The sequence below is a fragment of the Collinsella sp. i06-0019-1H4 genome (assembly GCF_042849575.1).
Taxonomy (GTDB): Bacteria; Actinomycetota; Coriobacteriia; order Coriobacteriales; family Coriobacteriaceae; genus Collinsella.
On sequence record NZ_BAABYB010000001.1, the window covers coordinates 473,645 to 495,053 of the forward strand.

Annotated in this window: 14 protein-coding genes; 13 read left to right on the forward strand and 1 reads right to left on the reverse strand. The window is 61.0% G+C overall.

Annotated elements, in window-relative coordinates; all coding sequences use genetic code 11:
* Window positions 1–226 precede the first annotated feature (226 nt).
* The 11 genes from kdpA to ligA all read left to right on the forward strand — a co-directional run bounded on the left by kdpA (window position 227) and on the right by ligA (window position 17,264).
* A complete protein-coding gene (gene kdpA / locus ACGHEN_RS01980; RefSeq protein ID WP_390396968.1) occupies window positions 227–2,050 on the forward strand; it encodes a potassium-transporting ATPase subunit KdpA in 1,824 nt (607 codons plus the stop codon).
* Window positions 2,051–2,066: 16 nt separating this feature from the next.
* Window positions 2,067–4,121, forward strand: a complete 2,055-nt coding sequence (kdpB, locus tag ACGHEN_RS01985; protein ID WP_390396970.1) for a potassium-transporting ATPase subunit KdpB — start codon at window positions 2,067–2,069, stop codon at window positions 4,119–4,121.
* A gap of 12 nt (window positions 4,122–4,133) precedes the next feature.
* Window positions 4,134–4,724 carry a potassium-transporting ATPase subunit KdpC gene (kdpC, locus tag ACGHEN_RS01990; RefSeq protein ID WP_390396973.1) on the forward strand — a complete coding sequence of 197 codons (591 nt, stop codon included), beginning with the start codon at window positions 4,134–4,136 and terminating at the stop codon, window positions 4,722–4,724.
* Between the two features lie 247 nt (window positions 4,725–4,971).
* Window positions 4,972–6,921, forward strand: coding sequence for an FAD-dependent oxidoreductase (locus ACGHEN_RS01995; protein ID WP_390396976.1), 1,950 nt, complete (start codon window positions 4,972–4,974; stop codon window positions 6,919–6,921).
* Between the two features lie 382 nt (window positions 6,922–7,303).
* Entirely contained in the window at window positions 7,304–8,557 is a 1,254-nt protein-coding gene (locus tag ACGHEN_RS02000; RefSeq protein WP_390396979.1) for an ATP-binding protein, read from the forward strand.
* Between the two features lie 487 nt (window positions 8,558–9,044).
* Window positions 9,045–9,776, forward strand: coding sequence for a GntR family transcriptional regulator (locus ACGHEN_RS02005; RefSeq protein WP_390396981.1), 732 nt, complete (start codon window positions 9,045–9,047; stop codon window positions 9,774–9,776).
* Between the two features lie 124 nt (window positions 9,777–9,900).
* Entirely contained in the window at window positions 9,901–10,923 is a 1,023-nt protein-coding gene (locus tag ACGHEN_RS02010; RefSeq protein ID WP_390396984.1) for a LacI family DNA-binding transcriptional regulator, read from the forward strand.
* Window positions 10,924–11,057: 134 nt separating this feature from the next.
* Window positions 11,058–12,395, forward strand: coding sequence for a glutamine synthetase family protein (locus ACGHEN_RS02015; protein ID WP_390396987.1), 1,338 nt, complete (start codon window positions 11,058–11,060; stop codon window positions 12,393–12,395).
* A 50-nt stretch (window positions 12,396–12,445) separates the two neighbouring features.
* Window positions 12,446–13,108: a DNA-binding response regulator gene (locus ACGHEN_RS02020; RefSeq protein WP_390396990.1), complete on the forward strand. Its 663-nt coding sequence runs from the start codon at window positions 12,446–12,448 to the stop codon at window positions 13,106–13,108.
* A 209-nt stretch (window positions 13,109–13,317) separates the two neighbouring features.
* The gene (locus tag ACGHEN_RS02025; protein ID WP_390396993.1) at window positions 13,318–14,787 is read left to right on the forward strand and encodes a S1C family serine protease; all 1,470 of its coding nucleotides are present in this window, start codon (window positions 13,318–13,320) and stop codon (window positions 14,785–14,787) included.
* A gap of 248 nt (window positions 14,788–15,035) precedes the next feature.
* On the forward strand, window positions 15,036–17,264 hold the full coding sequence (gene ligA / locus ACGHEN_RS02030) for an NAD-dependent DNA ligase LigA (RefSeq protein ID WP_390396996.1): 2,229 nt from the start codon (window positions 15,036–15,038) through the stop codon (window positions 17,262–17,264).
* 155 nt (window positions 17,265–17,419) lie between these two features.
* On the opposite strand, the gene ACGHEN_RS02035 is transcribed toward ligA, so the two are convergent.
* On the reverse strand, window positions 17,420–18,766 hold the full coding sequence (locus ACGHEN_RS02035) for an MATE family efflux transporter (protein ID WP_390396999.1): 1,347 nt from the start codon (window positions 18,764–18,766) through the stop codon (window positions 17,420–17,422).
* Between the two features lie 315 nt (window positions 18,767–19,081).
* Here ACGHEN_RS02035 and ACGHEN_RS02040 point away from each other — a divergent pair, with 315 nt between their 5' ends.
* Both ACGHEN_RS02040 and moaA read left to right on the forward strand, forming a co-directional pair.
* The gene (locus ACGHEN_RS02040; RefSeq protein WP_390397001.1) at window positions 19,082–20,119 is read left to right on the forward strand and encodes a hypothetical protein; all 1,038 of its coding nucleotides are present in this window, start codon (window positions 19,082–19,084) and stop codon (window positions 20,117–20,119) included.
* Between the two features lie 233 nt (window positions 20,120–20,352).
* A complete protein-coding gene (gene moaA / locus ACGHEN_RS02045; protein ID WP_390397004.1) occupies window positions 20,353–21,408 on the forward strand; it encodes a GTP 3',8-cyclase MoaA in 1,056 nt (351 codons plus the stop codon).
* The last annotated feature ends 1 nt before the right edge of the window (window position 21,409 follow it).

Consider the following 21,409-nt stretch of genomic DNA (forward strand, 5'->3'; position numbering starts at 1 on the left):
CCTGCATCTTTACGGCATCTTAAGGACGTGAGCCCCGGCCCTCACGCCTCTTTAATCCCTAGAAGCGTTTACTGTCCCCAGACGCTTGCGAGGGCAGGCGTCCGAGACATCGGACCGCGTGTGAAAGGGGCGGTAAATGGACATCCTCATTCCCATCATCGGAGTCGTCTGCATTGGACTTCTTATCTATTACATCTACATTCTGATGAGGAGTGATTCGTAAACTATGGACGCTGCGATTCAGTACATCTTGTACTTTGCCGTACTCGTCGTCCTGGCCGTTCCGCTCGGTCGGTTCATGGCCCATATCATGGATGGTGAGCATACGTTCCTGTCGCCTGTGATTGCTCCTGTGGAGCGTGGCGTCTATCGTCTGCTTCGCATCGACGCGGCAGAACAGATGGGGTGTAGGCGCTATCTGGCGAGCGTGCTGGTCTTTTCGGGGATCGGCCTCGTGACTCTTGTGGCACTCCAGGCGCTTCAGTCCTTCTTGCCAGGCAATCCCCAGCACCTGCCGGGTGTGTCATGGGACCTGTCGTTCAATACGGCTGCTTCCTTCATAACCAACACCAACTGGCAGTCCTACTCCGGTGAGACCACCCTGTCTTACCTTGTGCAGTTCATGGGTCTCACTGTGCAGAACTTCGTTTCCGCTGGCACCGGTATCGCGGTCATGTTCGCGCTGATCCGCGGCTTCCGTCAGGTCAAGGAGCAGGGTCTGGGTTCCTTCTGGGTCGACCTCACCCGCACCGTCCTGTATGTGCTCATCCCGCTGAACCTCGTGTTCGGCATCTGCCTGGCTGCCGGTGGCGTCATCTCCAACTTCCAGCCGGCTCAGAAGGCTGAGCTCGTAGAACCCGTCGCTGTTCAGCCTAATGCAGACGGCGGCTGGAGCGTCATCGACGGCGCCCAGATTGAGGGCGACACGGTCAAGGTCGACGGCAAGGTTGTCGAGGGCGCGCGCGTGGTCACCGAGCAGTTCCTGCCCCAGGGTCCCGCGGCTCCTCAGGTCGCCATCAAGCAGTCCGGCACCAACGGCGGCGGCTTCTTCGGCGTGAACTCCGCCCATCCGTATGAGAACCCCAGTGCCTTCACCAACATCATCGAGATGACCAGCCTGCTGCTGATCCCGGCCGCCTGTTGCTTCGCCTTCGGTATCGGCGTCAAGAACACCAAGCAGGGCAAGGCCATCTTTGCCGCCATGTTCATCCTGCTGGTGATCTTCACCGGCATCATCGCCGTCAACGAGCATGCGGGCACCCCGCAGCTGGCCGATGGCGGAGCGGTCAATATCGAGATGACCGACGGCCAGGCCGGCGGCAACATGGAGGGCAAGGAGAGCCGCTTCGGTATCGCCTCCTCTTCCACCTGGTCCGCTTTCACGACGGCTGCTTCCAACGGCTCGGTTAACTCCATGCACGACTCCTACACCCCGCTCGGCGGGTTTGTCCAGATGCTCCAGATGGCTCTGGGCGAGGTCGTCTTCGGCGGCGTGGGCTGCGGCCTGTACGGCATGATCGGCTTCGCCATCCTCACAGTGTTCATCGCCGGCCTCATGGTCGGACGCACACCCGAGTTCCTGGGCAAGAAGATCGAGCCGGGCGAGATGCGCTGGGCAGTTGTCCTGTGCCTGGCAACTCCGTTTGCCATTCTGGTGTGCTCGGCCATCGCCTGCATGGTGCCCGGTCTTGCCGACCAGCTCAACAATGGTGGCGCGCACGGCTTCTCCGAGGTGCTGTATGCCTTCACCTCATGCGGCGGCAACAACGGCTCGGCGTTTGCAGGCATGAACTGCAACATTCCCTGGATCAACGTCATGCTCGGCCTCGAGATGCTGTTCGCACGCTTCATGCCCATCATCGGTACGCTGACTATCGCCGGCTCGCTGGCCAAGAAGGGTAAGGTCGCCGAGAGCGCCGGTACCCTGTCTACCACCAACGGCATGTTCGTATTCCTGCTCGTGTTCATCGTTCTGCTGATCGGTGCCCTGAGCTTCTTCCCGGCCCTGGCGCTTGGCCCCGTTGCCGAGTTCTTCCAGATGATTGCGTAAAGGAGGGCGCAGATTTATGGCTATGCAAAAAGACATGATGGGCCGCGCGGTCCGCGACTCGTTTGCCAAGCTGGATCCTCGCGTCCAGATTCAAAACCCGGTCATGTTCCTGGTGTGGCTTTCCGCCGTCATGACCTCCGTCCTGGCCGTCGCTTCCATCTTCGGTGTGCAGGACGCGGGTGTGCCCACCTACTATGTGGTCGCCATCGCGGTCATCCTGTGGCTCACCGACCTGTTCTCGAACTTCGCCGAGGCGCTTGCCGAGGGCCGCGGTAAGGCTCAGGCCGATTCCCTGCGTGCGGCCAAGAAGGATGTCGAGGCCCATCGCATCGAGTCCGTTGAGGACAAGGAGCACTTCACCGTCGTTCCCGGCACCGAGCTCACGCGCGGCGACCTGGTGATCGTACGCGCCGGCGAGCAGATTCCCGGCGACGGCGACGTCATCGAGGGCGCTGCTTCCGTTGACGAGTCCGCCATCACCGGCGAGTCCGCCCCCGTGGTCCGCGAGGCCGGCGGCGACCGCTCTGCCGTTACCGGCGGTACCACGGTGCTGTCCGACTGGATCATCGTCAAGATCTCCAGTGAGCCCGGCCAGAGCTTCCTGGACAAGATGATCGCGATGGTCGAGGGTGCCGCGCGCAAGAAGACCCCTAACGAGATCGCTCTGGAGATCTTCCTGGTGGCCCTCTCCATCGTCTTTATCCTGGTCACGCTGGCCCTGTATTGTTACTCCTGCTTCTCGGTCGGTCTTAACGACATGGACAACCCCACGGCCGTGACCACGCTCGTGGCGCTGCTCGTGTGCCTGGCTCCCACTACCATCGGCGCCCTTCTTTCCGCCATCGGCATCGCCGGCATGAGCCGTCTGAACGAGGCCAACGTGCTGGCCATGTCCGGCCGCGCCATCGAGGCCGCCGGCGACGTCGACATCCTCATGCTCGACAAGACCGGCACCATCACCCTGGGTAACCGCCAAGCCGCCGAGTTCATCCCGGTCGACGGCATCGATCCCGCGGAGCTGGCCGATGCCGCCCAGCTTTCCTCGCTGGCCGACGAGACCCCCGAGGGCCGCTCCATCGTCGTCCTCGCCAAGGAGCAGTTCGGTCTGCGCGGCCGCACACTCGAGGATAAGGGTATGGAGTTCATCCCGTTCACCGCGGCAACACGTATGTCCGGCGTGAACTACGAGGGCAATGAGATCCGCAAGGGCGCTGCCGATTCCGTGCGCACCTATGTGGAGGCAGCCGGCGGCGTGTTCTCAAAGGAGTGCGACGAGGCCGTCGAACGCATCGCCAAGGCCGGCGGCACCCCGCTGGTCGTGACCAAGAACTGCCGCGTGCTGGGCGTTGTGTACCTCAAGGACATCATCAAGTCCGGCGTTAAGGAGAAGTTCGCCGACCTGCGCAAGATGGGCATCAAGACCATCATGGTGACGGGCGACAACCCGCTCACCGCCGCGGCAATCGCCGCCGAGGCCGGTGTTGATGACTTCCTGGCCGAGGCCACCCCTGAAGGCAAGCTCGAGAAGATCCGCGAGTTCCAGCGTGAGGGCCACCTGGTCGCCATGACCGGCGACGGCACCAACGACGCGCCCGCTCTGGCCCAGGCCGACGTCGCCGTGGCCATGAACACGGGCACCCAGGCTGCCAAGGAGGCCGGCAACATGGTCGACCTCGACTCCAGCCCCACCAAGCTCATCGAGGTCGTGCGTATCGGCAAGCAGCTGCTCATGACCCGCGGTTCGCTCACGACCTTCTCGGTGGCCAACGACATGGCGAAGTACTTCGCCATCATCCCGGCGCTGTTCTCTCCGATTTATCCGGGACTGGGCGCGCTCAACATCCTCGGTCTGGCAAGCCCGCTGTCCGCGGTTCTTTCGGCCATCATCTATAACGCGCTCGTTATCGTCGCGCTAATTCCGGCGGCCCTCAAGGGCGTCAAGTACCGCGAGGTTCCGTCCGGCCAGCTGTTGACCCACAACCTGCTCGTGTGGGGTCTGGGCGGCATCGTTGCCCCGTTCGTATTCATCAAGCTCATCGACATGCTGCTCGCGTTCTGCGGCATTATGTAAGTGGAGGTTTGTATGTTCAAAGGTGTTGCATCGCGCGCACTGGGCGTGTTCGCGCTGTTTACCGTTGTCTGCGGCCTGGGCTATACGCTCGTCGTGACCGGCATCGCCCAGGTTGCGTTCCCGTATCAGGCGAACGGTTCACTCATTACGGTCGACGGCAAGGTTGTGGGTTCCGAGCTCATCGGCCAGAACTTCGATGACGAAGCCCACATGTGGGGTCGTATCCAGAACGTGTCAATCGTCGAAGGCGAAGGCGGCGAGCTCATGGCGTATGGTGCCCCGTCCAACCTGTCCCCGGCGAGTGAGGAGTATCGGCAGCTGATAGATGCGCGCGCGAAGAAGATCCGCGCCGCCAACCCCGATGCCGATATGGACGCTGTACCCGTCGACTTGGTGACGTGTTCGGGGTCCGGCCTCGACCCGGAGATCTCTCCGGATGCCGCCGAGTACCAGGTCCCGCGCCTTGCCAAGGCCACGGGCAAAAGTGAGGACGAGGTGCGCGACATCATCGCCGCGTGCACCAAGGGCCGTTTCCTCGGCATGTTCGGCGAGCCCACGGTCAATGTGCTCAAGGTGAACCTTATGCTGGACGGCGCGCTGTAAGTGAGGGAGTGGCGGATGAGGGCATGACTGACTATCTGAGCCCTCAATTCCACCCCGCCCATCAGTTGCGGTGAAATAGTCCCTGTTTGGCGCGCCAAGAGCCTTATTCAGGAACTATTCCACCGCAACTTTTTGTGAGGGTCGGGATTGAAGGTGGGGAGTGCGAGCGAGTGCGAATGCGGCGGATACTGATACGATAGGTGTGTCAGTAACTGCCGCCGAGCGGCTCAAACGAAAGGAAGCCTGCATGGAGTCTTCTGCCTACCCGATGCTCTTTAGCCCGATCAAGGTCGGTACGACCGAGGTCAAGAACCGCGTCTTTATGCCGCCGGTGTCTACCAACCTGGCCGATCACGGCTATGTGACCGACGATTTGGTCGATCATTACCGCGCCCGTGCCAAAGGCGGCGTGGGCCTGATCATCACCGAGGTCGTGACGGTCGAGCCCACCTATACCTATCTGCCGGGTGACATGTGCTGCTACGACGACACGTTTATCCCCGGCTGGGAAAAGCTCGCCGCCGCCGTCCACGAGTACGGCTGCAAGATCATGCCGCAGCTCTTCCACCCCGCCTACATGGCCTTTAACATTCCGGGCACGCCGCGCCTAATCGCTCCGTCCTTTGTGGGCCCGTCCTATGCCCGCGAGGCGCCGCGCCCCATCACGGTCGATGAGATCCACGAGCTCACGCATCAGTTCGGTGACGCTGCCGTGCGCATGCAGAAGGCCGGCGTCGATGGCGTCGAGGTCCATGCGGCGCACGCCCACGGCATGCTCGGCGGCTTTTTGACCCCGCTCTATAACAAGCGTACCGATGAGTACGGCGGCTCGCTCGACGCCCGCATGCGCTTCTTGCTCGAGGTCATCGCCGAGATTCGCGAGCGCTGCGGCAAGGACTTTATCATCGACGTCCGCATTTCGGGCGATGAATACACCGATGGCGGCCTGACCCTCAACGACATGATCTATGTCTCGCGTCGTCTGGAGAAGGCCGGCGTCGACATGATTCACGTGTCGGGCGGCACCACCATCAAGCGCGGCTCCGCGATTCCCGCCGCCGGTACCCAGCAGGCCTCGCATGCCGCCTGCTCGCGCGAGATCAAAAAGCACGTCAACATTCCCGTTGCCACGGTCGGCCGCATTAACGAGGCCTGGATTGCCGAGGAGCTGATCGAGGACGGTGCCGCCGACATCTGCATGATGGGCCGCGCCAACCTGTGCGATGCCGAGTTCTGCAACAAGGCCGCTGCCGGCAACGCCGACGACATCCGCCCCTGCATCGGCTGCCTGCGCTGCCTGAACGGCATTATGTTTGGCAAGCGCATCTCCTGCACCGTCAACCCGGACGTGGAGCGTGACGAGGCTGGCTACGAGCCTGCCGCCGAGGCCAAGAACGTGCTCGTTGTGGGCGCTGGTCCTGCGGGCATGGAGGCAGCCTACATTGCCGCCAAGCGCGGCCACAACGTGGTGCTCGTGGACAAGCAGGATGAGCCGGGCGGCGAAATGCGCATCGCAGCCGTTCCGCCGGCAAAGCAGGAACTCACCCGCGTGATCAAGTATCAGTACCGTCGCCTGGCCGAGGCCGGCGTCACGTGCGTCTTTGGTACCGAGCTCTCGGCCGAGGACATTCAGCGTGATTACGCGGGTTACGAGGTTGTCCTGGCTTATGGTGCCGAGCCCATCGCTCCGGCCTTCATGCAGGGCTTTAAGCAGGTTATGACGGCCGACGACCTGCTGGGTGGCAAGGCTTTCCCGGGCAAGAAGATCGTCATCGTGGGAGGCGGCACCGTCGGTTGCGAGACGGCCGATTACCTGGCCCCGTTGGTCAACGACCTGTCGCCGGCCAATCGCGACGTCACCGTCATCGAGATGACTAAGACGCTCGCCGCCAACGAGGGCGGTGCCGGCCGCGCGGTGCTCATCACGCGCATGCTCTCCAAGGGCGTCCACGTGCTGACCGAGGCCAAGGTGACCGAGATCACCGAGGACACCATCAGCTACGAGAAGGACGGCGAGGTCCACACCATCACCGGTGCCGATACGCTGGTGCTTGCCATGGGCTATCGTCCCAATACCAAGCTGGCCGACGACCTGGCTGCAGCCGGTGTTGCCACCCACGTGCTGGGCGATGCCAACAAGTGCGGCAACATCCGCGACGCCATCGGCGATGGCTACAAGGTTGCCTGCGAGCTCTAGCCAATCCCTTAGTGCATGGGGCCAGGTTACTTTGCACTAAGCTGATGCATGTAAACCTGACCCCATTGACGAGGTTGCCGCCATCCCAGGGCGGCTTCATGGAGTAGCGTCCGTACGCATCGAATTTCTTCTCTCATAGATGTGCGGCACAAAGAGCCCCGAGTTCATACGAGCTCGGGGCTCTTTTCGTTTGGATTGCAGACGTATTGACAGACGAAAACAGTCTGCGTCCGGTATTGAGCCATACGAAAGCGAAATTATGCGTCTTAATTCCGTACGCAAATCAAGACGAAAACCGTTTGCGTCTTCTATAAATCAGTACGCAAACGGTTTTCGTCTTATAATACGGTTATGAATGGTACGAAACGAGGGGGTTGTGCATATGGTTGTTAGAGAGAGCCCTACAGTCGAATACAAGGAAAGCGTTACGCCGACGTTTCTTAAAACGGTGAGCGCCTATGCAAACTACGGGACGGGCAAGATTGAGTTTGGCGTTGATGACGAGGGTGTGACTGTCGGCCTTGCGGATCCGGTTGCAGAATGCCTGCGCATCGAGAACATGATTAACGACAGTCTTGATCCCGCACCCCGTTATTCGCTTGAGCCCGATGAGAAACACGGGATCGTAATCCTTACGGTTTATGAGGGGCAGGACAAACCCTATCGAAGCAAGGGAAAGGCCTACAGACGAAACGATTCGGCAACGGTGGAGGTCGACCGGTTTGAGTATGGCAGGCTGACGCTCGAAGGCAGCAACGTAACGTTCGACGCGCTCACGTCGGCTCGCCAGGACTTGAGCTTTCATACGCTCGAGCATAAGTGTGTTGAACACCTCGGCATTTCCGAGCTAACGTCGGATATCTTGCGTACGCTCCGCTTGCTCGGCAAGGATGGCTATACCAATGCCGCGGCGATTTTAGCGGATAAGAATGATTTTCCGGGCATCGACTGCGTCCGTTTTGGCGATACCGAGGATGTGATCTTGGATCGCGAGGCGGCGACAAATGTATCCGCAATTGAGCAGGTGGACAGGGCGGTAGCTATGTTTGCACGCTACTACCGTTATGAGCGTATCGAAGGGATGGAGCGCGTCCAAACCGATCGAATTCCTCTTGAGGCATTCCGCGAAGCTGTTGCAAACGCTTTGGTGCATCGGACGTGGGACGTTCGAGCGAACGTTCAAATTGCCCTGTACGATGATCGCGTCGTTGTGACCTCCCCCGGATCGCTGCCCGCCGGTTTGACGACGGAACAATACCTGTATGGGCAGATATCCGTGCTCAGAAACCCCATCGTTGCAGAGGCCTTCTTAAAGCTGGATTACATCGAGAAATTTGGTACGGGAATTGCGCGCATTAGACGTGCCTATCGCGATTCGATCAATCAACCAATTTTTGATGTTCGCGGCGGCATGGTGGCCGTCACATTGCCCGTTACCGATGCCCTTGAAGGGTCCGAGGAAGAGGTCCAGGTTCTCAAGGCCTTGTCGGGCGGTCGAATTATGTCGCGAAGCGAGATTGAAAAACAGACGGGGCTGAGCCGCATGCGGACGTTGGCGGCACTCGAATCTCTGCTTGAACGGAATGCAATCGTAAGGCAGGGAACCGGGCGGGCCACGAAATACGAGCGCTCATAGTCAAAAAGAGCCATGGTACAAGACGGACCCCAAGCCAGCGTTGGCTTGGGGTCCGTTATATCCCGGATGGTAACGGGCCGATTATTGTCAAGTTATAGCAAAGTATAGCGACGTACAGCAAAGTATAGTGAGATATAGCAAGCCGTATAGCGCGCCTTGATTATCAACCGTCCGTATTTCACAGCAACTTATAACAGGCTCGGGGTGCCAATTTGGGGTGCAGTAGTGCTGCGCCACGAAAAGGGCCTATCTACTACGTTTAAGCCGCAGGGGTCAACCATACTCGGCTTTTTCGAAAATCGACAAGCTGTCTACCTGCGGTTTTGTTTTCACGGTTTTCGGTATGGCCGAGGCTATCCGTGTTAATGTAGTAGATGGGCCACTTTTGTGGCAAGGGGGCCGATCTGCGGGCCAGGGTAGCTAAAAGAGCCCCGACCCAAAAAGACTGATTGGGAGCTGGGGCGTGTCGATGCGATAGTATTACGTGGTGAAATTCGACAAACCGTGGGCTTCATCCGAGGGCTTTATGGAACAACACCAGCATTATCAGAGCCTGCAAGACCAGGCATACAACGCATTGCGCTCCAAGATCATCTATGCCGAGCTCAGGCCCGGCACGCGCCTTTCGGCGATTGGTCTGGAAAAGGAGACGGGAATCGGGCGCACGCCCATTCGCGAGTCCTTTGTGCGCCTGCGCGAGCAAGAGCTGGTGGAAACGCGTCCCAAGAGCGGCACCTACGTCTCTAAGATCAGCATGGAACACGCCGAGAATGCCTGTTTCTTGCGCGAGAAGCTCGAGAGAAGCGTGCTTATTAAATGCTGTTCGGCCGCCTCGCCCGAGCAAAAGCATCGGCTCGAGCAGATTCTTGCCGAGTCCGAGTCGCTCGACCATAGCGAAACGCGTCGTTTTTTTGACCTGGACAACCTGTTCCATGAGACGTGTTTCGTGATTGCCGGTCGTCACATGCTGTGGGATTGGATGAAGAGCGTCAACACGCATTTTGAGCGATACAACTGGTTGCGTATGGTGTCGCAGGACCTGGATTGGGAGCCGATTCGCCGGCAGCATCGCCGGATTCTCGAGGCCATTAAGAGGGGCGATACCGACACGGCGAGCTATCTGGCAGAGACGCACTTGCATCTGATGCCCGAGGAGCAGGGCCCGGTTATCGCCTTGCATCCCGACTACTTTGAGCTGCCTAAAGACTCGTCAGTCTAGTCCATCATCGCATCTGCTCGAGGCGCAAAAACGATGCCGCTCACCTACAGCGTTTTGCAACCGAGAATGTTAAAAAATGCCTAAAATGGCTCAGACTGCCGAAAATGGGGAAACGGGGTGCGCTATGGCGCAGATGAGAATCACGGACATTGCCGCCGAGGCGGGCGTGAGTCCGGCCACGGTCTCGCGCTATCTCAACAACCGCCCCGGGCAAATGACCGAGGAAACCCGTGCTCGCATCGCGGCGGTTATCGAGCGCACCGGCTATCGCCCGCGTGCCGCCGCGCGCAATCTACGCAGCTCGCGCACCAACCTCATCGGCGTGATCCTGGCCGACATCGCCAACCCGTTCTCCAGCGCCATGCTCGAAGGGCTTTCCGTCAGCGCCGCCGCGCGCGGCTGCTCGCTCATGACGGCCATTAGCGGCAACGACCCCGCTAAGGAAGCGGAGTCGCTTACCAGGCTTATCGATGCCGGCGTGGACGGCCTGGTCGTCAACACCTGCGGAGGCAATGACGAGGCGATCGCCGCGGCAGCGGGACGTCTGCCTGTTGTGCTGCTCGACCGCGACGTTGCCGACGGCGGTGTCGATCTGGTGACATCTAACAACCGTGAGCTGGTCGCTGGCTTGGTAGACGAGCTCGCCGCCGCTGCCAGCGAGCGCCTGTGCCTGCTCACCGAGGCAAGCGACGACAGCCCCGTGCGTCGAGAGCGCGCCGAGGCCTTTACCGACGAGCTGTCGCGCCGCGGACTTGCGGGCGAGGTTGTCACCCTGGCCGACGGTGGCGCCACGGGCATCGGCCGCTTGGACGAGACCATGCGTGACTATGCCGGTAAAAAGCTCGGCCTCATTGCCGTCAACGGCCTGGTCTTCCTGCGCCTGACCGAGGCTCTGGCGCAGCTTGGTCCCTCGTTACCGGCTGGTCTTAAGATTGCGACGTTTGACGACTACCCCTGGAACCATGTGCTCTTTGGTGGCGTGACCACGGCCGCGCAGGACACCCTCACCATTGCCGAGCGCGTGGTCGAGCGCCTGTCCGAGCGCATCGACGTTGTCACCACCACGGTGGGCGAGGCCGCAAAGCTGGCGCCCAAACGCATCGAGGTTCTCGGTCACATTGAACACCGCGCCTCGACCTCGCGCTAACCGCTCGTTCGCAACTGCCTGTTCGCACACGTTTTTTGAGCGCTTGATACGCTTTAACCCTGCGGAAACATTTTTCTGCGATAGTATCTGCGATATAGACCAGTCGAAACCCGCCCGAAAGAAAGGGGAGCGACATGAACCAGCAGAACATCGATTACGTACTCCGCTCCGTAGAACAGCGTGACATCCGCTTTGTGCGTCTGTGGTTTGTCGACATTCTCGGCCGCCTCAAGAACTTTGCCATCAGCCCCGAGGACCTCGAGGTCGCATTTGAGGAGGGCATTGGCTTTGACGGCTCGGCCATCGAGGGCTTTGCCACGCCCGAGGAAGCCGACATGCTGGCGTTCCCTGATGCCTCGACCTTCCAGATTTTGCCGTGGCGTCCGAGCCACAACGGCGTCGCCCGTGTGTTCTGCGACGTGTGCACTCCCGATCGCGAGCCCTTCGCCGGCGACCCGCGCGCTGCGCTGCGCCGCATGTTCCATAAGGCCGAGAAGGCCGGCTATCTGCTCAACGTTGGTGCCGAGCTGGAGTACTACTATTTCCCCGACGAGCGCACGCCCGAGCCGCTCGACAACGTGGGCTACTTCGATCTTTCGGTGAGCGACGCCGCGCGCGACCTGCGCCGCAACACGGTCCTTACGCTCGAGAAGATGTCCGTGCCCGTGGAGTACACCTTCCACGCCGCCGGTCGCTCGCAGCACGGCATGAGCCTGCGCCACGCCGAGGCCCTGAGCATGTCCGACGCCATTACCACGGCCAAGCTCATCATTAAACAGCAAGCTTACGAGAGCGGTTGCCACGCCTCCTTTATGCCCAAGCCGTTGGCGGGCGAGGATGGCAGCGCCATGTTTTTGCATCAGTCGCTGTTCGACCACGACGGCAACAACGTCTTTTGGGGCGAGGACGACGAGAAGTACCACCTCTCCGATATCGCCAAGCACTACATGGCCGGTATCTTGGCGCACGCGCGCGAGATCAGCGCCATCACCAACCCCACCGTCAACTCGTACAAGCGCATCACCACGGGCGGCGACTCCGTGCCGCAGTACGCCACGTGGGGCCTGCGCAACCGCGCAAGCATGGTTCGCATCCCGGTCTACAAGCCCGGCAAGCAGCTGTCCACGCGCATTGAGCTTCGTAGCCCCGATCCCATGGCCAACCCGTATCTGGTCAACGCCGTCACGCTGGCGGCTGGTCTCGACGGCATCGAGCGCAAGCTGGAGCTCCCGCTCGAGGCCACGGCCGAGACGCTCAAGCTCAACGACCGCCAGATGCTCGAGGCCGGTTATACGCCGCTGCCGCGCTCGCTTAAAGAGGCACTCGACGTCTTTGAGGACTCGCAGTTTATGAAGGATGCCCTCGGCGAGCACATCCATAGCTTCTTCCTCAAAAAGAAGCGCGACGAGTGGCATAAGTTTGAGTCCACGATCACCGAATGGGAGATCAAGCACTACCTGGCGAACTCCTAATCGCGCTGGCTTGTCCCAGTACGATTGAGCTCATTTCTTTGGAGGCCGATATGTCCGAAAAGAGTGCCCTGTTCATGGCGCGCACGACGCGCTTCCACGAGTTTGCCCGCAGCTTGACGACCACCATGGGTGTCGAGGTGAGTCTGGCCACCCCCGATTCGCCAACTGCGGCGCACGACTTTGACCTGCTGATCCTCGATTCCGATGGCATCCGCAGCGACCGCATCGATCAGATTGCCAAGTGGCTTGACGATCGCGGCGGTGTCCCCATGCTGGTGATTGTCGACGACGAGGCACTCGGCACCTTGCGCCTGCCCAATCACGCGCATGCCGACTTTGTATGCCCTACGGCGACGCCCAACGAGCTCAAGGCTCGCGCGCAGCGTCTGATGGGCGAGGAGGAGACCGTCACCGCCGACGATGTGCTCAACATCGATAACCTCGAGATCAACCTGGCCACCTACCAGGTGACGCTCGATAACGAGCCCATCGACCTTACGCTGATGGAGTACTCGTTGTTGAGCTTTTTGGCAACACACCCCAACCGTGCCTACAGCCGCGAGGTGTTGCTGCACCGCGTGTGGGGCTTTGAGTACTGCGGCGGCACGCGCACCGTCGACGTGCACATCCGACGCATCCGCTCCAAGGTGGGCCCGCAGATCGCGGCGCACATCACCACCGTCCGCGGCGTGGGCTATCTGTTTAAGGACTAGATTTCCACCACAAAGGGGACAGGCACCTTTGTGGTGGTTTTGACGCAGGTGCGGGTTCCTTTCGAGTTTGCAGCAGAACTTAAGCCTTCCTAAAAGATTGCGTTCTCGTACACGTACGCCCGCATATTGGGGTACAACTCAACGTGAACAATGATGGCCCGCCACGGTGTTTGGCGGGCCTTTGGTTATTTGACGAAAGGATCGCAGCTATGAGCGAGAACGATTCCCAGCGTCCCCAGGATGTTGGCAATGCCGGCGAGACTCAGCAGCAGCCGCGCGTGCAGGTGGAGTCGACGCCTGCCGACGGCAACAACATTCCCTACGTGCAGGCCTACGATACGCAGACCGGCAAGCCGCTGGGCGGCCAACAGGTCGTGAACAAGCACACAGTGGTCAAGACTAAGACCAAAAAGCTGCCGATCTTTATTACGGCGCTTGCCGGTTGTGCCTGCGGCGCCCTGCTGGTCATTGCGCTCATTATGAGCGGCACGCTCAACATTGGCGGCGGAAAGAATGCCGTGACGGCGGGTGCTTCGGGTTCATCGACGCAAAAGATTACGATTGATTCCGAGGACACCACGCTGGCCGAGGCCGTTTCTGCCAAGGCGTTGCCCTCCGTGGTTTCCATTACCGCCACTTCGAGCGGCAGCCAGAATGGCTCGCTTTCGCAGTCTGCCGACGAGTCGGACAGCTCGGGCAGCGTCGGTTCGGGCGTGGTGCTCGATACCGAGGGCCACATCCTCACCAACAACCACGTGGTCGATGGCTATGACCAGTACGTGGTGACCATGGATGACGGCACCACCTACGAGGCCGAGTTCGTGGGCAACGACGCTTCGAGCGACCTGGCCGTCATCAAGCTCAAGGACGCAGACGCCTCCAAGCTCACGCCGATTGAGATCGGTGATTCCTCCAAGCTCAACGTGGGCGAGTGGGTCATGGCGATCGGCTCGCCGTTCGGCAACGAGCAGTCTGTCTCCACCGGTATCGTCTCGGCGCTCTACCGCTCCACGGCCATGAGCTCTACCAACGGTAACACCATCTATGCCAACATGATCCAGACCGATGCCGCCATCAACCCGGGCAACTCCGGCGGCGCGCTCGTCAACGACAACGGCGAGCTGGTAGGCATCAACTCGCTCATCGAGAGCTACTCAGGTTCCAGCTCGGGTGTTGGCTTTGCTATTCCCGTTAACTACGCCAAGAACATTGCCGACCAGATCATCGACGGCAAGACGCCGGTGCATCCGTACATGGGCGCCACGCTTTCGAGCGTCAATGCGCTTAACGCCCGCACCAACAAGCTGAGCACCGATAGCGGCGCGTACGTGGCGAGCGTCGTCGAGGACGGTCCCGCCGCCAAGGCTGGCATCCAAGAGGGCGATGTCATCACCAAGCTGGGCGACGATGAGATTTCGAGCGCCGATGGTCTGATCATCGCGCTGCGCAGCCACGAGGTGGGCGAGAAGGTCGAGATCACGCTCATGCGCGGCAAGGAAGAGAAGAAGGTCACGGTCGAGCTGGGCTCCGACGAGGAGCTGCAGAACCAGCAGCAGAACGACAGCGCGACCGACACCGGCAACGGTGGTATTACCGATGAACAGCTGCGCCAGTACCTGGAGGAGCTGCTGGGCCAGCAGGGCCAGGGCCAGGGTCAAGGCTACGGCCAGGGTTACTAACGAGCCGTATCGCACATACCGATGCCAGAGGGGCTGTTCCGCCAACGCGGGACAACCCCTCTTTTCGTAGTGATCCATTGGGGATGGAGGAAAACGGATCATTTAGAACTGGCAAGGGCATGGTTTGATCGCGCGATCCACCCCAGTCTGGCGGCTGCCGATTCGGTGCGGTTCGAAAGGGCTATTCGGCGCCATGGTGACCGGTGGTACTCTTGTATCCGTTTGAAATCGAGCGAAGGAGTGCCGCTATGGAGCAATCGAGCCTGTTTGGTGACGGTATGGACATCGATACCGAAACGCCCGCGAGCGCGGATGCCGCCGCACCGACCGACGCCCGTGCTCAGGCGGCAGCGCGCGCGGCCGAGCTGCGCCACGAGCTCGATTACCACGCCTATCGCTACTACATGCTCGATGCGCCCGAGATCACGGACGCCGCCTTTGACAAAATGCTCGTTGAGCTGCAGGAAATCGAGGCGACCTACCCCGACCTGGTGACGCCCGACAGCTATACCCAGCGCGTGGGCGGCTACGTGAGCGAGCAGTTTACGCCGGTCACGCACATGGCGCGCATGTATTCCATGGACGATGCCATGGATCTGGACGAACTTGACGCGTGGCTCCAGCGCGCCGAGGATGCGCTCGGTGCCGGCAGCGTTACCTATACCTGCGAGCTTAAGATCGACGGTCTGGGCGTGGCGCTTACCTACCAAAACGGCACCTTTGTGCGCGCCGCCACGCGCGGCGACGGCACCACGGGCGAGGACGTATCGCTCAACGTGCGCACCATCAAGGATGTGCCCATGCATCTGTCCGAGCCGGCGCTCGCCCACATGGCCGCCGATCGCGAGCGCACCATCGAAGTACGCGGCGAGGTCTATATGCCCAAGGGCAGCTTTGTTCGTCTGAACGACGAGGCCGATGCCGAGGGTCGCGACCCCTTCGCCAACCCGCGCAACGCCGCCGCCGGCAGCCTGCGCCAAAAGGATCCCAAGGTCACGGCACGCCGTGACCTGGCCACCTTTATCTATGCCATTGCCGATACCGACCCGTTGCACGTCCACAGCCAGCGCGAGTTTCTGGACTGGCTGCGTAGCGCCGGCTTTAGCGTCAACCCCAACGTGGCTCGTTGCGCCACGCCGGCCGAGGTCCACGAGTTCTGTGCCCAGGCGCTCGAGCATCGCGGTGACCTGGACTACGATATCGACGGCGTGGTCGTAAAGGTCGACAGCTTTCAACAGCAGCTCGACCTGGGCTTTACCGCCCGCGCGCCGCGCTGGGCCATTGCCTTTAAGTTCCCGCCCGAGGAAAAGCAGACCGTCCTGCGCGAGATACGCATCCAGGTGGGTCGCACCGGTGTGCTCACGCCGGTCGCCGAGTTCGATCCGGTGACGGTTGCCGGCTCCACCATCGCGCGCGCCACGCTGCACAATATCGACGAGATTCACCGCAAAAACGTGCGCGAGGGCGACACTATCATCGTGCACAAGGCAGGCGACGTGATCCCCGAGGTCGTGGGCCCGGTGCTCGATAAGCGCCCGGCCGACAGCGTTGACTGGCAGATGCCCGAGGTCTGCCCCGTGTGCGGCAGCCCTGTGGTCCACGAGGATGGCGAGGTCGCTTACCGCTGCGTCTCCATCGACTGCCCCGCGCAGCTCAAGGAGCGTCTGCTCCACTGGGTGAGCCGCGGCTGCATGGACGTCGACGGCCTAGGCGACGAGATCGTCGACAAGATGATCGCCGCCGGGCTGATCCACGATGTCGCGGACTTCTACCAGCTCACAGTCGACGACATCGCCGGCCTGGACACGGGGCGCACTTATGCCGGCTCCAACAGCAAAAAGGGCGTCAAGAAGGGCGACCCCATTCCGGTAGGCCTCAAGACGGCCGAGAAAATCATCGCCGAGCTCAACAAGTCCAAGAGCCAGCCGCTCGGTCGCGTGCTGTTTGCCCTGGGCATCCGCCACGTGGGCAAGAGTGTGGGCGAGGTCATCGCCGAGCGATTCCTGTCGATTGACAAGCTCATCTTGGCGAGCGAAGAGGACATCGCCGAGTGCGAGGGCATCGGTCCCAAGATTGCGGCGAGCGTCAAGCAGTTCCTGGCCGTGCCCGAGAACCTTGCCGTGCTGGAGCGCCTGCGTCAGGCGGGCCTGTCGCTCGAGGTCGACCTGGGCGCCGCGCACGCGCAAGCCGCAGCCGACGCTGGCGTGGCAGGCGAGCTTGCCGACGCACAGCCGCTTGCGGGTCTGACCTTCGTGCTCACCGGCACGCTCGTCAACCGCACGCGTGACGAGGCGGGCGCGGCGCTCAAGGTGCTCGGCGCCAAGGTTTCGGGCAGCGTGTCGAAGAAGACGAGCTATCTGGTCGCCGGCCCCAAAGCTGGCTCCAAGCTTACCAAGGCCGAGCAGCTGGGTGTGCCCGTGCTGGACGAGGATGCACTCGAGCAGATCTTGGCTACTGGTCAGGTGCCCCAGGCTTAGTGCATCAATAGTCAAATTGAAGAACCGCCCGGAAGCACGATGTCTTCCGGGCGGTTCTTACTTTGCTGGGGCAATCGGCACCGTGATCTGTGTCACGTAGGTTGTGGGGTCGTCGCTGATGATGCCGTCGATGGGGGCGATTTCGCGTCGCCTCGCTACGCTGCCAACTTGTCAAAAGCTCCGCGACGGTTGAGCACGGTAAATGCCACCACGCAAATGACCACTGACAGAATCGAGCCGCACGGCGAGGCGATGCCCATGGGGAACAGCGTGTCGGAATAGGCGTTCGACAGCAGCCACGCGCCCGGCACGCGAATGAGCGCCACGGCCAGCACGTTGTGCGCAAAGCCGATGTAGCTCTTACCGTATGCAGCGAAAAAGCCACTAAAGCAAATATGGATGCCGGCAAAGATCGCGTCGAAAATGTAGCTGCGCATGTAGCCGGTGCCGGCCGCGACCACCGCGGCGTCTTTGGCAAAAAAGCCGATAAACGCCGGCGCCACCAGCCACATCAGCACCGTGATCAGGCAGCCGTACACTACCGAGATCGTCATGGCGTCCTTGAGCACCTGACGCGCGCGGTCGCCCTTGCCCGCGCCGGCGTTTTGCGCCGTGAGTGCGCTGACGGTAGCGCCCATGGAACTCGGCACAATGAACAAAAAGCTGATCATCTTCTCGACCAGGCCCACGGCGGCGGCGTCGACGAGCCCTCGGTGGTTGGCGATGACGGTGATAAACATAAACGCCACCTGGATGCAGCCGTCCTGCACGGCCACAGGCACGCCGATCTTAAGAATGCTCCCGAGCACCTCGGGCTGGGGGCGCAGGTCGCTGCGCTTAACGTGGATGTTCGTGCGACGGCTCTTGAGCCACACGAGCGCGAGGGCAACGCTGGCCGTCTGGGCGGTTACTGTGCCGAGCGCCGCGCCCACGGGGCCGAGCCCCATGTGTCCGATAAAAAGAAAGTCGAGCGCGATGTTGATGATGCATGCCACGCCGATCACGTACATGGGCGAGCGCGAATCGCCCAGGCCGCGAAAGATGGCCGAGAGGATGTTGTACGCGGCGATAAAGGGAATGCCGACAAAGCAGATACGCAGGTAGGCGGCGGTTCCTTCGACCGCCTCGACCGGCGTGCCAATGAGTGCCACGATTTGCGGGCACAGCGCAAGCAGGACAGCGGCCAGCACCACCGAGACACCCATAAAGAGCGTGATGGTGTTGCCGATGGCGGTCTCGGCGCGATCGAAGCGGCGCGAGCCCACGGCGTGGCCGACGATGACCGTCGTTCCCATGGCCAGGCCCACGAGCGTCACGGTGATGATATAGAGCGTCTGCGCGCCATTGCCCACGGCGGTGATGCCGGCGGCGCCGCTAAACTGCCCCATCATGTACAGGTCGGCCATGCCGTAGAGCATCTGCAAAAAGTACGAGAGCATATAGGGCAGGGCAAAGACCGCGATGGTCTTGAGGACATTGCCGCGTGTGAGGTCGTGTTCCATGGGCGGGGCTTTCTGGCTTGGTTTGTTTACGTACCAGTGTAGTGAAAACCCTACAACGATTGTAGAGTCAAGGTTTGTGATGACGACGGGGCGAAAAAAGTCACGCTCCAAGCACGATGCTTTGGCCCTCCGTGCCCGCACCTCGCCTCAAACCATCACAACATTCGACGTTTTTTGCCAAAATCGGGAAAAGCATCGAATGTTGTGATGGTTTTTCTGCCACTCGGCCGGGTGGAATCGCTTTCTTTCGCGCGAAGGTGTGCGGATCCGTGGGCAGGGGAATAAGGTTGGTTATCCGACTCCTTTGGAGGGCTCATGGACCTGCCGATCGTCCTGTCCCATAAGACTGCCTGGCTGTACCACAACGTGGCGCGCCCGTCCGAGCCGCTCTCGCGAGCAAGCAGCCTATACGATGAGGACTCGATTGCTAACGAGGCGGAGCCGACCGCGAGCTTGCCCAAATTGGGACTCGATGCCAAGGGGCTGAGGGCTTCAACGGCAGTCGGAATCGTTACCGACTATCTGGTTTCGCTTGGTATTCCACGAGAAGAGCTCGATTATATCGACACGCTCGTTAACTTCGATTTTGAGCGCTCGACGCCGGCTGGATTTAGGTGCCACGTGTTTGGGGCGCCGGTACCTCCAGGCCATCTTGTCGAGGTGGCAGAGGGCCTTCTGGTGGTTGATGAGGTCATGTGCTTTGTCCAAGCGGGTTCGTGGATGAGCGAGCCCGAGCAGCTGGAATATGGCTACGAAATCTGCGCCCGATACCATTTGAATCATCTGTCGACAGGCGATTATATCGAGATGGGGCAGAGGTATACCGTTGCCGACTTGATTGCTTATTGCAATGAGAACCGATCTCGTCAGGGGGCTGTACGCGCGGCCTCCGTGCTCAAGCGCGTGCGCGATGGCGCGCGTTCGCCCATGGAGACGGCCACCGCAATCATGGTCGTAGCAAAACGTTCCCAGGGAGGGCTGGGATACGCCAAGATCGAGCTCAACCATCGGGTCGATGTTCCCAACGAGTTCAAGTATCTCGCAAAGGCCGGGTATTTCGAGATCGACGTATATGCGCCTGCGAGTGGTACGGGGATTGAATACAACGGCTCGGGCCATCTTGATAAACAACACAGCGCGTCGGATGCGGAGCGTATGACCGTGCTGAGCGCGCTGGGCTTTAGGATGATCGTCCTCACCGGGACTCAGTTTGCCCACCAGCTGCAATTGCACCGGGCGATGAACGCCATTGCACTCGCTATGGGTCTCAAGTGCGACCGAAGCGAAGCGTTCCAAAAGCGGCAGAACGACCTGCGAGAATTCGTGATTCGGCACTGGGGCGGCGACCTTTAGGGGCGCTTTGGTCCTTCTGCGGGGTGCTGCGGGCAGGCAAACCATCACAACATTCGACGTTTTTTGCCGAAAACGGGAAAAGCATCGAATGTTGTGATGGTCTGTGCTGAGGATGGGCTTGGGAAGCTGGTTTTGCTCGAAGTGACCTGTCCTGTCGTACGGGTGTCGGCATGATTCTCTCGTGGGGTATTATGTTTTCCGAAGAATAAAACGCCGCGTGAGGGGAGGGCTGCGTGGACGGGCACGTGCAGCATGACGGCTTTGGTCGCGATATCAACTACCTGCGCATTGCCGTTACCGACAAGTGCAATTTCCGCTGCATTTACTGCATGCCGGCCGATGGCGTGGCACCCCGCGCGCACGACGAGCTGCTCAGCGCCGAGGAAATCGCCCGCTTTGTGCGCTTGGTGGCGGGGGAGGGCATTCGCCGCGTGCGCCTGACGGGTGGCGAGCCGCTGGTCAGCCGCCGTATCATTCCGCTCATTCGCGACATCCGCGCGAGTCCGCAGATCGAGGACATCTCGCTTACCACCAACGGTGCCCTGCTGCCCAAGCTGGCGCCGCAGCTCAAAGACGCCGGGCTTGATCGCGTCAACATTTCACTCGACACGCTCGACCCTACGCTCTTTGGAAAGATCACGCGCCTGGGTCGGCTCGAGCAGACCATGGCTGGCATCGACGCGGCGCTGGTTTGGGGCTTTGAGCCCGTTAAGGTCAACTGCGTTGTCGTGCGCCGGCTCAACCAGGATGTGGCGGCCCTCGCGCGGCTCACGCTCGACCGCCCCATCCACCTGCGCTTTATCGAATACATGCCCATCGGCGACGAGCGCACGAGCTCGCATTGCGCTGTGGACCCGCATGCGCCCGCGCTCAATCCCGAGCTGTGGGACGCGAGCGATACCGTGCCGAGCGACGAGCTTCGGGCGCGCGTCAACGCCGGGGCCGCCGCGGTGGGTCTGGGCGAGCTCGAACCGCTCGACATCAACGACGCTCCTGCCGGCGCGGGCCCTGCACGCTATTGGCACTTTCCGGGTGCGGCGGGAACGGTTGGCTTCATTAGCGCCATGTCCAACCATTTTTGCGCGAACTGCAACCGTCTGCGCCTGACGGCCGATGGCAACGTGCGCCCGTGCCTGTTCAGCGATGCCGAGTATTCGGTGCGCGACGCCCTGCGCCGTGGTGATGATATGCAGGTACTTTCGATTTGGCGCGATGCCGTGGCCCACAAACCGCAGGAACACGCGATAATTGGGGGCACGCAACGATTTATGTCCCAAATCGGAGGATGAT

Coding starts and splice junctions, on each gene's coding strand:
- ACGHEN_RS02010 (WP_390396984.1), top strand. CDS start 9,901: ATGGCGCAGATGAGAATCACGGACATTGCCGCCGAGGCGGGCGTGAGT.
- kdpB (WP_390396970.1), top strand. CDS start 2,067: ATGGCTATGCAAAAAGACATGATGGGCCGCGCGGTCCGCGACTCGTTT.
- ACGHEN_RS02015 (WP_390396987.1), top strand. CDS start 11,058: ATGAACCAGCAGAACATCGATTACGTACTCCGCTCCGTAGAACAGCGT.
- kdpC (WP_390396973.1), top strand. CDS start 4,134: ATGTTCAAAGGTGTTGCATCGCGCGCACTGGGCGTGTTCGCGCTGTTT.
- kdpA (WP_390396968.1), top strand. CDS start 227: ATGGACGCTGCGATTCAGTACATCTTGTACTTTGCCGTACTCGTCGTC.
- ACGHEN_RS02035 (WP_390396999.1), bottom strand. CDS start 18,766: ATGGAACACGACCTCACACGCGGCAATGTCCTCAAGACCATCGCGGTC.
- ACGHEN_RS01995 (WP_390396976.1), top strand. CDS start 4,972: ATGGAGTCTTCTGCCTACCCGATGCTCTTTAGCCCGATCAAGGTCGGT.
- ACGHEN_RS02020 (WP_390396990.1), top strand. CDS start 12,446: ATGTCCGAAAAGAGTGCCCTGTTCATGGCGCGCACGACGCGCTTCCAC.
- ACGHEN_RS02000 (WP_390396979.1), top strand. CDS start 7,304: ATGGTTGTTAGAGAGAGCCCTACAGTCGAATACAAGGAAAGCGTTACG.
- ligA (WP_390396996.1), top strand. CDS start 15,036: ATGGAGCAATCGAGCCTGTTTGGTGACGGTATGGACATCGATACCGAA.
- ACGHEN_RS02040 (WP_390397001.1), top strand. CDS start 19,082: ATGGACCTGCCGATCGTCCTGTCCCATAAGACTGCCTGGCTGTACCAC.
- ACGHEN_RS02025 (WP_390396993.1), top strand. CDS start 13,318: ATGAGCGAGAACGATTCCCAGCGTCCCCAGGATGTTGGCAATGCCGGC.